This is a genomic window from Serratia sp. OS31, from assembly GCF_014164835.1.
Classification (GTDB): Bacteria; Pseudomonadota; Gammaproteobacteria; order Enterobacterales; family Enterobacteriaceae; genus Serratia; species Serratia liquefaciens_A.
Genome location: NZ_JACJFQ010000004.1, coordinates 173,743 through 186,637 on the forward strand (window position 1 = coordinate 173,743; position 12,895 = coordinate 186,637).

General features: G+C 56.6%; 11 protein-coding genes and 1 other annotated feature. Of the genes, 9 read left to right on the forward strand and 2 right to left on the reverse strand.

Translation table 11 applies throughout. The features are described 5' to 3' along the window. The first annotated feature begins 72 nt into the window (after positions 1–72). Positions 73–3,468, forward strand: coding sequence for a mechanosensitive channel MscK (mscK, locus tag H5P17_RS05825; protein WP_182821807.1), 3,396 nt, complete (start codon positions 73–75; stop codon positions 3,466–3,468). Between the two features lie 37 nt (positions 3,469–3,505). Here the strand turns inward: mscK and rsmS are convergent, their stop codons facing one another. Both rsmS and priC read right to left on the reverse strand, forming a co-directional pair. Further along, on the reverse strand, positions 3,506–3,685 hold the full coding sequence (gene rsmS / locus H5P17_RS05830; RefSeq protein WP_044548729.1) for a pleiotropic regulatory protein RsmS: 180 nt from the start codon (positions 3,683–3,685) through the stop codon (positions 3,506–3,508). A 101-nt stretch (positions 3,686–3,786) separates the two neighbouring features. Continuing rightward, on the reverse strand, positions 3,787–4,323 hold the full coding sequence (priC, locus tag H5P17_RS05835; RefSeq protein ID WP_182821809.1) for a primosomal replication protein PriC: 537 nt from the start codon (positions 4,321–4,323) through the stop codon (positions 3,787–3,789). 150 nt (positions 4,324–4,473) lie between these two features. On the opposite strand from priC, the gene H5P17_RS05840 reads away from it, so the two are divergent. The 8 genes from H5P17_RS05840 to H5P17_RS05875 all read left to right on the forward strand — a co-directional run bounded on the left by H5P17_RS05840 (position 4,474) and on the right by H5P17_RS05875 (position 12,884). Next, on the forward strand, positions 4,474–4,854 hold the full coding sequence (locus tag H5P17_RS05840) for a DUF454 family protein (protein WP_182821811.1): 381 nt from the start codon (positions 4,474–4,476) through the stop codon (positions 4,852–4,854). Positions 4,855–5,046: 192 nt separating this feature from the next. Next, a complete protein-coding gene (apt, locus tag H5P17_RS05845; RefSeq protein WP_044548731.1) occupies positions 5,047–5,598 on the forward strand; it encodes an adenine phosphoribosyltransferase in 552 nt (183 codons plus the stop codon). A gap of 83 nt (positions 5,599–5,681) precedes the next feature. Next, positions 5,682–7,631: a DNA polymerase III subunit gamma/tau gene (gene dnaX, locus H5P17_RS05850; RefSeq protein ID WP_182821813.1), complete on the forward strand. Its 1,950-nt coding sequence runs from the start codon at positions 5,682–5,684 to the stop codon at positions 7,629–7,631. Next, positions 6,964–7,028: a sequence feature (DnaX frameshifting element), on the forward strand. (Overlaps the previous gene by 65 nt.) Before the next feature lie 41 nt (positions 7,632–7,672). Further along, positions 7,673–8,002, forward strand: a complete 330-nt coding sequence (locus tag H5P17_RS05855) for a YbaB/EbfC family nucleoid-associated protein (RefSeq protein WP_044548733.1) — start codon at positions 7,673–7,675, stop codon at positions 8,000–8,002. Continuing rightward, a complete protein-coding gene (gene recR / locus H5P17_RS05860) occupies positions 8,002–8,607 on the forward strand; it encodes a recombination mediator RecR (RefSeq protein ID WP_020825534.1) in 606 nt (201 codons plus the stop codon). The genes H5P17_RS05855 and recR overlap by 1 nt, the downstream gene beginning before the upstream one ends. 262 nt (positions 8,608–8,869) lie before the next feature. After that, on the forward strand, positions 8,870–10,735 hold the full coding sequence (htpG, locus tag H5P17_RS05865) for a molecular chaperone HtpG (protein ID WP_020825535.1): 1,866 nt from the start codon (positions 8,870–8,872) through the stop codon (positions 10,733–10,735). Between the two features lie 203 nt (positions 10,736–10,938). After that, complete coding sequence (gene adk / locus H5P17_RS05870) at positions 10,939–11,583, forward strand: adenylate kinase (protein WP_044548735.1); 645 nt, start codon at positions 10,939–10,941, stop codon at positions 11,581–11,583. A 167-nt stretch (positions 11,584–11,750) separates the two neighbouring features. Further along, complete coding sequence (locus H5P17_RS05875) at positions 11,751–12,884, forward strand: sugar diacid recognition domain-containing protein (protein ID WP_182821815.1); 1,134 nt, start codon at positions 11,751–11,753, stop codon at positions 12,882–12,884. The last annotated feature ends 11 nt before the right edge of the window (positions 12,885–12,895 follow it).

Below are 12,895 nucleotides of genomic sequence, written 5' to 3' on the forward strand. Positions count from 1 at the left end.
CGCTTTTCTTATTCTTTGGCTCTCTGCGATCGTGATAATCTTTAGGCTTCTTTATTGATTCGAAGCCAAATCATGCATCGCAGGTTAGCCAAACGTCTTTTTCTGCCGCTATTCTCGTTCTTCGGCGTGGAGTTCTCCCGCGCCTTTGCCCTGTTTTTGCTGATCGCGGTTTGCGCGATCTGCCCACCAGCCGCCTATGCCACGCTCAATGGCGATTTGCCTTCACGCAGCGAAATCCAAAGCCAGCTTGATGCGCTGAACAAGCAAAAGACGCTGACGCCGGTCAACAAACTCACGCAGCAGGATCTCACCCGTACGCTCGAGTTGCTGGATGCGATTGAACGCACCAGGCAGGATGGAGCGCAGCTTAAGCAACAGCTGCAGCTGGCACCGGGCAAGCTGCGTCAGGTGACCGACGACCTGGCGGCGCTCAAAACGCCGGTCGACAGCGCTGCCGCCAGGGCCGAACTGCTGCCGCTTTCCCTGCGCCAATTGGAAACCCGGCTCTACCAGACGCTCGACGACCTGCAGACGGCGCAGGAGAACCTTTCCACCTATAACAGCCAGTTGGTTTCGTTGCAGACTCAACCGGAACGGGTGCAGAGCAGCATGTATACCGCTTCCCAACGACTGCAGGAAATTCGGAACCAAATCAACGATCAGACGCCGGGGCAAAACTCACTGCGCGACAGTCAGCTGGTGATGCTGGCCACCGAGCAAACGCTGCTCAATGCGCAGATCGACCTGCAACGTAAAAGTCTGGAAGCCAACACTACCTTACAAGATCTGCTGCAGAAGCAGCGCGATTATACGACCGGGCATATCGATGCGCTCGACCACAACGTGCAACTGTTGCAAGAAGTAGTCAACAGCAAGCGCCTTACGCTGTCGGAAAAAACCGCCAAAGAGGCGCAGAATCCGGAAGATGCCACGGACATCCAGCACGACCAGTTGGTCAGCAAAGAGCTGGACGTTAACCGCCAGCTCAGCCAGCGGCTGATTGCCGCCACGGAAGAGAGCAACGTCCTGTTCCAGCAGAATATTCGGGTGAAGAACTGGCTGGATCGCGGCCTGCAGGCGGAACGCAATCTGAAGGAGCAGATCCAGGTATTGAAAGGCAGCCTGGTGCTGTCGCGCATTCTGTATCAGCAGCAACAAAGCCTGCCGCAGGGCACCTTGGTGGCGGATATGGGCACGCGCATCGCCGATCTGCGCCTGGAACAGTTTGATATCAACCAACAGCGCGACGACCTGTTCAAGGGTGACGATTACATCAACAAGCTGGTCGCCGACAGCAAAGAAAAAGCCGGCGCCGACGTGCTGGATGCCCTGAATGAAATCGTCGACATGCGACGCGAGCTGTTGGATCAGTTAAACAAACAGCTCAGTAATCAGTTGGCGCAATCGATCAGCCTGCAGATCAACCAACAGCAGTTAACCAGCGTTAACAGCTCGCTGCGAGATACCCTGACCCAGCAGATTTTCTGGGTAAACAGCAACAAACCGGTCGATCTGGTGTGGTTGAAAGCCTTGCCGGGGGCGGTGAGAGATCAACTGGCTGCGCTCGATTTCAAAGTCGATCTCGGCAAAATACTCCAGGGCGGACTGAATTCACTGGTCATGCTGATCCCGCTGCTGTTGCTGATCGGCCTGTTGCGCTGGCGTTACAAGCTGATAGACACCCATTTGCAGAAGCTGGCCAATGACGTGGGGCAGTTAAAGCGTGATAGCCAGATGCACACCCCCAAGGCCATTGTGTTGACCCTGCTGAAGGTGCTGCCCGGTTCGGCGTTGCTGCTGGGGGCCGGTTTCTGGTGTTACCGTGCCGAAATCGGCCTCAGCGATTTTCTCTGGGCATTGTCGCAACAGCTGGCGCTGTTCTGGCTGATTTTCGGCTTTACCTACCGCACGCTGGCGCCTGGCGGCATCTGCGAACGGCATTTCAACTTCGCCGCCGAGCTTTGTGCGCATTACCGTCGTCAGACGATGCGTTTGGGGTTGGCGTTGCTGCCGCTGATCTTCTGGTCGGTGTTGGGTGAGAAAGCGCCACTGCGTCTGGTGGAAGACGTTATCGGCCAGGTGGTGGTGATGTTGACGTTGGCACTGCTGGCGGTGCTGGTGTTTCCGTTGTGCCGCGACAGCTGGCGTGAAAAAGGCTCGCACGCGGTACGGCTGATCATTGTTACCGCCATTGCCGCCACGCCGCTGATCCTGCTGGGGCTGATGTTCGCCGGCTATTTCTATACCACGTTGCGGTTAGCCGGCCGCTGGATCGACAGCCTGTATCTGTTCTTCCTGTGGAACATCGTGTATCTGACCGCCATTCGCGGGCTGAGCGTCGCGGCGCGCCGTCTGGCTTACCGCCGCGCGATAGCTCGTCGTCAGAGCCTGGCGAAAGAGAAAGAGGGAGCCGAAGGGGTTGAACCGGTTGAGGAGCCGCCTTTGGCGCTCGATCAGATCAACCAGCAGTCGCTGCGTCTGACCACCATGGTGCTGTTTATTATCTTCGCCAGCGCCCTGTATGGCATTTGGTCAGATTTGGTGACGGTCATTTCGTACCTGGACAGCATTACGCTGTGGCATTACACCACCACGGTCGCCGGCAGCAGCGTGGCGCAGGCGGTGACGTTGGGCAACATGATGGTGGCGATAGCGGCGGTGATCGTTGCTTACGTGATGACGCGCAACCTGCCCGGTCTGCTGGAGGTGGTGGTGCTGTCGCGGCTGCAGCTGCGGCAGGGGACGTCTTATGCCGTCACCACCATACTCACCTACCTGATCACCACCGTGGGTGCCGTCACCGCGCTAGGGTCGCTGGGCGTCTCCTGGGATAAACTGCAGTGGCTGGCGGCCGGCTTGACCGTCGGGTTGGGCTTCGGGTTGCAGGAGATTTTTGCCAACTTTGTCTCCGGTCTGATCATCCTGTTCGAACGGCCGATCCGTATCGGCGATACCATTACTATTGGCACTTTCTCCGGTTCGGTCAGCAAAATCCGCATTCGCGCCACCACCATCACTGACTTTGACCGCAAAGAGGTGATCATTCCGAATAAGGCATTTGTGACCGAACGGCTGATCAACTGGTCGCTGTCAGACACCATCACTCGCGTTTTAATCAAGGTGGGAGTGGCCTACGGCTCCGATTTGGACAAAGTGAAAGCGGTGCTGTTGAAGGCGGCGCATGATAACCCACGGGTGATGAGCGATCCGGAACCGCAGGTGTTCTTCCTGAATTTCGGCGCCAGCACGCTGGATCATGAGCTGCGCCTTTACGTGCGCGAGCTACGCGACCGCAGCTACACCGTTGACGAACTGAACCGCTCTATCGAACGCCTGTGTCGTGAAAACGACATCAACATTGCTTTCAACCAGCTCGAGGTCTATTTGCACAATCAGCAGGGCAACGAGGTGCAGGAAGTGAAACGGACGTTATCGCCGGATCAGGGCGGCACAACGGCAGGAGAGTAGAACGAGGATCCAGGGTTCAGCGCAGGCTGAACCCTTTTTACTGCCCGACAGGCAGGTAAGGGGAGGTGGCGCCGTTGCGCTGCAGCTTTTCCTGATAGTCCCGTTTGACAATATCCAGCGCCGCCAGCGCAGTGGCGGGATCGATTTCATTGCATTCCAGCAGGTAAATCAGATCTACCGCCAGTTGCAATTCTGGTGAGGCATTTTCTAGAGACATAAAACCCACGTTTTAATTGAGATGAATGATACTTCGTTCGGCTGAGTATAGTGAACAAGCCCGATTGGGGGGAATAATCATTAAAATATTGTGATAAATCTTCAAAAACCGTTTTCTTTACGTTCAATACTGCGCTCAATGCGCGCCAGAGCTTGACGGCAACGCGTCAGTCGGCCTTCTAACGCAGCCAGCTCATGCTGAAGCTTTTGCTGTGCCGCCAGCGTCGTCTGCCTTCCCAGCAGGCTTTCCCGATCCTGAATCATTGCAATGATCCGACGTTCGTAATCCTGATGTTCGGCCAGCTTGTGATACAAGTCGACCGCTGCCACTTCTTTGGGTTGATTCTTACGGCGCAGCGCCTGGGTTGCCAGCTCGCGTTGCAGGGCGGTCAGCTGCGCCAGCAACTTTTCGGCCAGAAAGGCTACCTGATTGGTGCGGTTGTCGTTGGCCGCCGTCTGCAGCTGGGCGAAATTTTTTTGCACTTCGGTCAAATAATCGCGCAGTCGTGTACCGCGGTTAGAGAACAGCGCAGTATCGAAGCGTGCCTGAGGGATCGGCGCGTCGCCGCGTGGCGTGATCTCGCTGGCCAATACCTTGATTTGTTGTTCTAACGCTTCTAAAAGACGCTGGGTGCTCACGTTGGCTCCATTGGGGGGATGGTGGGCTCAGCTTGCCCGCGATCGCGTCGTGAAACAAGCGCCGTGCCTATATTCCGCCCGTTGCGGCTGGTGGCACAGGGGAAGGCGGTGATAAAGTAACGCCAGACAGGTTGATGGACAAGGGCTCGCATGACGCGTTGGTTATTGATTATCCTCGGTTGGTTGGCGGTGGTGTTGGCGACGCTGGGCGTGGTTTTGCCGCTGCTGCCGACGACGCCGTTTCTGCTGTTGGCCGCCTGGTGCTTCGCCCGTTCGTCGCCGCGATTCCACAGTTGGCTGCTGTATCGCTCCTGGTTCGGGCCTTATCTGCGCCATTGGCAGCAGCATCGCGCTTTGCCGCCGGGGGCTAAATGGAAGGCGGTGGTGGTGATTGTGCTGACATTCGCGCTTTCATTGTGGCTGGTGAAAATCTGGTGGGTGCGCGGTGTGCTGTTACTGATATTGGCTATTTTGCTGACCTTTATGTTGCGCCTGCCGGTTGTTGACTTATCGCAACAAAAACAGCGTTGATTGTGGCTTATGATATCCAATAGCTTTCAGGGCGCGGCTTGAAAGATGCAGCGGAGAGTTGCATTTGTCCGCCAGTTTGCATAGATTTGGGCGTTTTCGTGCGCGGGGTGCTACCCATTTCCTGTTTATCTCGGGATCGGGTTTCAGACGACCTGCGCGCAAGTCATCAGGCAGTTTTATCAGGCAATAATTATGACCGCTACTGCACAGCAGCTTCAGTTTATTAAAGACAGTATCAAAACCATTCCGGATTACCCTAAGCCGGGCATACTGTTCCGTGACGTCACCAGCCTGCTGGAAAACCCGCTGGCCTATGCCGCCAGCATTGAATTGCTGGTCGAGCGTTTTCGCGAAGCGGGCGTGACCAAGGTGGTAGGTACCGAAGCGCGCGGTTTCCTGTTTGGCGCCCCGGTGGCGTTGGCGCTGGGCGTGGGTTTTGTTCCGGTGCGTAAACCGGGCAAGCTGCCGCGTGCGACGCTCAGCGAAAGTTATGAGCTGGAATACGGTACTGACCAGTTGGAAATCCACACCGATGCCATCAGTGCCGGTGATAAAGTGCTGGTGGTGGACGATCTGCTGGCCACCGGTGGCACCATCGAAGCTACCGCAAAACTGATCCGCCGTCTGGGCGGCGAAGTCAAAGACGCCGCTTTCATTATTAACCTGCCGGATCTTGGCGGTGAAGCGCGTTTGAACTCCCTGGGTATTGAATGCTACAGCCTGGTCAACTTCGCCGGCCACTGATCTGCATTACCACAACGGCCTCGCGGAACGCCGCGGGGCTGTGTTAGCATGACCCTCCAGATTACTCGACTTTTCCGGTATTAATGAGCTATCAGGTTCTTGCCCGTAAGTGGCGCCCTCAAACGTTTGCAGATGTTGTCGGACAGGAACATGTCCTGACTGCGCTGGCTAACGGCCTCTCGCTGGGGCGGATTCATCACGCCTATCTGTTCTCGGGCACGCGCGGCGTGGGTAAAACCACCATTGCGCGCCTGCTGGCCAAAGGCCTGAACTGTGAAACCGGCATCACCGCCACACCGTGCGGTCAATGCGACAACTGCCGCGAGATTGAGCAGGGGCGCTTTGTTGATCTGATTGAGATCGACGCCGCGTCCAGAACCAAGGTGGAAGATACCCGCGATCTGCTGGATAACGTCCAGTACGCCCCCGCCCGAGGCCGCTTCAAGGTTTACCTGATTGACGAAGTGCATATGCTTTCGCGTCACAGCTTCAATGCGCTGTTGAAAACGCTGGAAGAGCCGCCTTCTCACGTTAAATTCCTGCTTGCGACGACCGATCCGCAGAAGCTGCCGGTCACCATCTTGTCGCGTTGCCTGCAATTTCATCTTAAGGCTTTGGATGTCGAGCAGATCCGTAACCAGTTGGAAACGGTTCTGCAGGCAGAACAAATCACCAGCGACCAGCGCGCTCTGCAGCTGATAGCGCGTGCCGCCGACGGCAGCATGCGTGACGCGCTGAGCCTCACCGATCAGGCTATCGCGATGGGCCAGGGCCAGGTGACCACCGTCACCGTCAGCCAAATGCTCGGCACGCTCGACGACGAACAGCCGCTGGCGATCCTCGAAGCGCTGGTGAGCGCCGACGGCGAAAAGGTGATGGCGCAGGTCGCGCAGGCCGCTTCACGCGGTGTTGACTGGGAAAACCTGCTGGTCGAAACGCTGGCCTTGCTGCACCGGATCGCGATGGTGCAACTGCTGCCATCGGTACTGGACAATCATTACGCCACCATTGAACAGCGGCTACGTGAGTTGGCGCGAACTTTACCGCCGACGGACGTACAGCTTTATTACCAAACGCTGCTGGTCGGCCGTAAAGAACTGGCATTTGCGCCGGATCGCCGTATGGGGGTCGAGATGACCCTGCTGCGTGCGCTGGCGTTTCACCCGAAAGCGGTGATCCCGGAGCCGGTGGCGATGGTGCAAACTGCTCCGGCGCAGATGGCGCAGCCGCAGGCACCATCGGCTCAGCCGCCACAGTTTCAGGACGCGCCACCGCCGTTAGGGCAGGCCGCCCCGCAGAACAATCCGCCAGCGAGTTTACCGGATGCCACCGCGCAATTATTAAAGGCGCGCACCCAGCTGTTACGGCAGGGAGCATCCACACCAAAAAAGAGTGAACCGGCGGCGCCAGGAAAAGCGCGGCCGGCAAACTCAGCACTGGAGCGGTTGGCTTCCGTGACTGAGCGCAGCCAGCAGCGCCAGGCGGAAAAACTGGTTCAGCAAAAACCGGCCAAGCCGGAAGCTTATCGCTGGCGCGCGCAGACCGAGCCAGAGGCCGAGCCGGAACCGCTGGCGACGCCAAAAGCGCTGCGCACTGCGCTTGAGCATGAAAAAACGCCCGAACTGTCAGCCAAGCTGGTGGTGGAGTCGCTGGAACGCGATGCCTGGGCGGCGGAAATCGATAAGCTGAAAATTCCAAAACTGGTGCAGCAACTGGCGTTGAACGCGGTTAAAGAAGTGCTGGAACCAGGTAAAATTTGTCTCCATCTGCGGTCGTCGCAGCGCCATCTGAACTCGCCTTCGGCGCAGAAGGTGTTGACCGATGCACTCACCGAGCTGCACGGCAGTCCGGTTGAGCTGACCGTGGTGGAAGACGATAATCCGGCGGAGCGGACTCCGCTGGAGTGGCGCCAAGCCATTTATGAAGAAAAACTGGCGCAGGCGCGCCAGTCGATCGTTGCGGATACCAATATCCAAACGCTGCGCCGGTTCTTCGACGCAGACCTGGATGAAGAGAGTATTCGCCCCATTTAAACGCCGCGTAAAGTGCGCGGCCCTAGCGACGAGAGACGACTATGTTTGGTAAAGGCGGTCTGGGCAACCTGATGAAGCAAGCCCAGCAAATGCAAGAAAAAATGCAGCAGATGCAGGAAGAAGTCGCCAAATTGGAAGTGACTGGCGAATCCGGCGCCGGCCTGGTGAAAGTCACCATCAACGGTGCGCACAACTGCCGTCGTGTGGAGATCGATCAGAGCCTGATGGAAGACGACAAAGACATGCTGGAAGATCTGATCGCCGCTGCGATTAACGATGCTGCGCGCCGTATCGACGAAACCCAGAAAGAGAAGATGGCGTCTGTGTCCAACGGCATGCAACTGCCACCTGGCTTTAAGATGCCGTTCTAATGCAGACCAGCCCGCTCCTTGAAACACTGATGGAGGCGTTGCGCTGCCTGCCGGGCGTTGGCCCGAAGTCGGCGCAGCGTATGGCGTTCCAGCTGCTGCAGCGCGATCGCAGCGGTGGGATGCGCCTGGCGCAGGCGCTGACCCGCGCCATGTCAGAGATCGGCCACTGTGCCGATTGCCGTACGTTCACCGAGCAGGACGTTTGCACCATCTGCGCCAATCCGCGCCGTCAGCAAAACGGCCAGATCTGCGTGGTGGAAAGCCCGGCTGATATTCACGCCATCGAACAGACCGGCCAGTTCGCCGGGCGCTACTTTGTGCTGATGGGCCACCTGTCGCCGATGGACGGCATTGGGCCCGGTGATATCGGTCTGGATCGGCTGGAGCAACGGCTGGAAAAAGAAAGCATCACTGAAGTGATCCTGGCCACCAACCCGACGGTGGAAGGTGAGGCAACCGCCAACTACATCGCCGAGATGTGCGGCCAGTATGGCGTGGTCGCCAGCCGCATTGCCCACGGCGTACCGGTGGGCGGTGAACTGGAAATGGTCGACGGCACCACGTTGTCGCATTCCCTGGCCGGTCGTCACGTCATCAAGTTCTGATCTTTAACGGGGCCATCGCGGCCCCGTTAGTTTCCTGCAAAAATTTTCCCCCAGCCGCTTGAAAAACAACGCCCTTACCCCCACTTGATCCTCATTGTTCGCTTTTATTAAAAATACCCTATGAATTTCAGGCTGCAGCTAGGCGGCCAGCTCGCTTCCCCCAGGCGCTTACTTTGGTAAGTAACTGGGGGAAGCGAGTGCAGATAACAACGCTGTGGCTTGAAAGGCGACGGGTAAATTGTCTTTGAGGTAATCAATGAGTATGAAAGGTCAAGAAACCCGTGGTTTCCAGTCTGAAGTAAAACAACTGCTTCATTTGATGATTCATTCGCTGTACTCCAATAAAGAAATTTTCCTGCGCGAGTTGATCTCCAACGCCTCGGATGCCGCCGACAAGCTGCGTTTCCGCGCACTGTCGACGCCTGAGCTGTATGAAGGTGACGGCGAGCTGCGTGTTCGCCTTTCCTTCGATAAAGAGCAGCGTACGTTGACCATTGCCGACAACGGTATTGGCATGAGCCGTGAGGAAGTGATTGAAAACCTGGGTACCATTGCCAAGTCAGGTACCAAAGCCTTCCTGGAATCCATCGGTTCCGACCAGGCCAAAGACAGCCAGCTGATTGGTCAGTTCGGCGTGGGGTTCTACTCCGCGTTCATCGTGGCGGATAAAGTCACTGTACGTACTCGTGCAGCGGGCGCTCCGGCCGATCAAGGCGTGTTTTGGGAGTCTGTCGGCGAAGGCGATTACACCATTGCCGACATCAGCAAAGAAGATCGCGGAACCGAAATTACCCTGCATCTGCGCGAAGGCGAAGATGAGTATCTCGATGCCTGGCGTCTGCGTTCAGTGATCGGCAAATACTCCGACCACATCGCACTGCCGGTTGAAATTGAAAGCAAAAACGAAGAAGACGGTACCGTCACCTGGGAAAAAATCAACAAGGCGCAGGCCCTGTGGACCCGCAGCAAGGCTGACGTTACCGATGAAGAATACAAAGAGTTCTATAAGCACATTGCGCACGACTTTACCGATCCGCTGAGCTGGAGCCACAACCGGGTGGAAGGCAAGCAGGAATACACCAGCCTGCTGTACATTCCGGCCCAGGCGCCATGGGACATGTGGAACCGCGACCACAAGCACGGCCTGAAGCTGTACGTGCAGCGCGTGTTCATCATGGACGACGCTGAACAGTTCATGCCGAACTACCTGCGTTTCGTGCGTGGTCTGATAGATTCCAACGATCTGCCGCTGAACGTTTCGCGTGAGATCCTGCAAGACAGCCGCGTGACCCAGAACCTGCGCGGTGCGCTGACCAAGCGTGTGTTGCAGATGCTGGAGAAACTGGCTAAAGACGATGCGGAAGGCTACCAGAAGTTCTGGCAGCAGTTCGGTCTGGTGTTGAAAGAGGGCCCGGCGGAAGACGGTGGCAACAAAGAAGCCATTGCCAAGCTGCTGCGCTTTGCTTCCACCCATAACGACAGCTCGGCGCAAACCGTCTCGCTGGAAGAGTACGTGGGCCGCATGGCAGAAGGGCAGGAGAAGATTTATTACATCACTGCCGACAGCTATGCCGCCGCCAAGAGCAGCCCGCACCTGGAGCTGTTCCGCAAGAAAGGCATCGAAGTGCTGCTGCTTTCCGACCGTATCGACGAATGGATGATGAGCTACCTGACCGAGTTCGACGGCAAGCCGTTCCAGTCCGTCAGCAAGGCAGATGACGCGTTGGATAAGTTGGCAGACGAAACCGAAGAGCAGAAGGCCGCCGAGAAGCAGCTGGAGCCTTTTGTTGACCGCGTGAAAACCCTGCTGGGCGATCGCGTGAAGGACGTGCGTCTGACGCACCGTCTGACCGACACGCCGGCTATCGTTATCACCGATGCCGACGAAATGAGCACCCAGATGGCGAAATTGTTTGCCGCTGCGGGCCAGGAAGCGCCGGCGGTGAAGTACATTTTCGAACTGAATCCGGAGCATGCGTTGGTCAAACGCGCATCCGATGTGGGCGATAACGAACAATTCGCCGAATGGATTGACCTGTTATTGGATCAAGCACTGCTGGCTGAACGCGGCACCCTGGAGGATCCAAACCAGTTTATCCGTCGTATGAATAAACTGTTGTCCGCATAATTCCGAGTATATACGCCCAAAATCCGCGAATTTTGGGCGTATTTTTTTGTTTTTCCTGCCGATTTTCCGTGCTTTATTCTCTGTTTCCTTCCTTTTGTCCCGCAATCGATTTCCTCGCGTACCTTGAGCCAGCCCCCCCTGAAATGGTATGGTTGAGCGTTTTCGCAATTTTATAAAAACTACATAGCAAGGGGATTTACGCAATGCGTATCATTCTGCTGGGCGCTCCGGGCGCTGGTAAAGGTACTCAGGCTCAATTCATCATGGAGAAATACGGTATTCCGCAAATCTCCACGGGTGATATGTTGCGCGCAGCCGTGAAGGCCGGCAGTGAATTGGGCAAGCAGGCGAAAGAAATCATGGACGCCGGCAAGCTGGTGACCGATGAGTTGGTCATTGCACTGGTTAAAGAACGCATCACCCAGGAAGATTGCCGTAAAGGTTTTCTGCTGGACGGTTTCCCGCGTACCATTCCGCAGGCTGACGCGATGAAAGAAGCCGGCATCAACGTGGATTACGTGCTGGAATTTGACGTGCCGGACGAGCTGATTGTCGATCGCATCGTTGGTCGTCGCGTGCATGCCCCTTCTGGCCGCGTGTACCACATTAAGTTCAATCCACCGAAGGTGGAAGGCAAAGACGACGCGACCGGTGAAGAACTGACGACCCGTAAAGACGACCAGGAAGAAACCGTGCGTAAACGTCTGGTCGAGTACCATCAGATGACGGCACCGCTGATTTCCTACTACAGCAAAGAAGCTGCTGCAGGCAACACCCAATACCGTAAAATCGACGGCACCCGCAAAGTGACCGAAGTGAGCGCCGAACTGGCGAACATCCTCGGCTGATCGGTTTTTCATTGCTGTGCATAGCGCCAGGCCTCATCCGCCTGGCGTTTTTTTTTGCTATTTTTCCGCCGAATTGTGATCGCCGTGGCTTGTTGCGCCTGTGCCCTTTAATCCGCCGTTAGAAATGACGTATAACTCCCCCATCTTAACCCTTGGGGATAATCCGCATGCTCAGATCGACCCATTTGCTGGCAGAATCCACTGCGCGCCAGATTGTGCAGCGGGCGATGAGCATCATCAGCCATTCTGTCAACGTGATGGACAACAACGGCGTTATCATCGCCTCCGGTAATCCTTCGCGCCTGTTCCAGCGCCATGAAGGGGCGGTGCTGGCGCTGACCGAGAACCGGGTGGTGGAAATCGATGCGGTGACCGCCGCGCACCTGAAAGGCGTGCAGCCCGGTATCAACCTGCCGTTCAGTTTTTACAGCCAACAGGTGGGGGTGATCGGCATTTCCGGTGAACCCGCGCAGGTACGTGCCTATGCTGAGCTGGTGAAAATGGCGGCCGAAATGATGGTGGAGCAGGCGGCGTTGCTGGATCAAAACCAGTGGGAAAAACGCTACCGCGAGGAGTTGGCCAATCAGTTGCTGCAGCCGCAGCCGGCATCGGGCTCGCTGGAGGCGATGGCTGCTTATCTGGGATTGGATCTGCAACAGCCGCGCATTGTCTGGATCGTGGAATTACAGGATGCTCAGCCGCATCTGCTGCGTGAACTGCTGACAGAGCTGGAGCACACGCAGCGTGAAGCGCTGATCGCTATCACCGGCTTCAACGAAATGATCCTGCTGCGCCCCGCCAGCCTGGTGCAGGGATCCTGGAGTTTGAAGCAGGAGCGCAAACAGGCGCAGCAGTTGCTAAGTCAGCTTCAGCCGCGTTTCAACCTGCGGCTGATTATCGGCGGTTTCTTTAGCGATGAGGCGGGGCTGCACCGCTCAAACCTGACGGCCCGCGCGACGCAGACGATGGCAAAGCGCTTGAAGCTACGCCACAAGACGCTGTTCTATCAAGATTATCCGCTGCCTTCGCTGTTGTGTGATCTGGGTGAGGATTGGCGCGCGCAGGAGCTTTCCCGCCCCTGGCAGGTTTTGGGCGATCACGATGACAAGGGGGTGTTGCGCAGTACCCTGAAACACTATTTTTCGCGAAATTGTGATCAAACGCAGACTGCCGCCGAGCTTCATATCCACGTCAATACCTTGCGTTATCGCCTGCAGCGTATTGAAGCCATTACTGGATTGAAAATCAATCAGTTAACGGATTCCTTGCGGCTGTATATCGGCATGCTGATGCACGATTGAATTGTATGAAA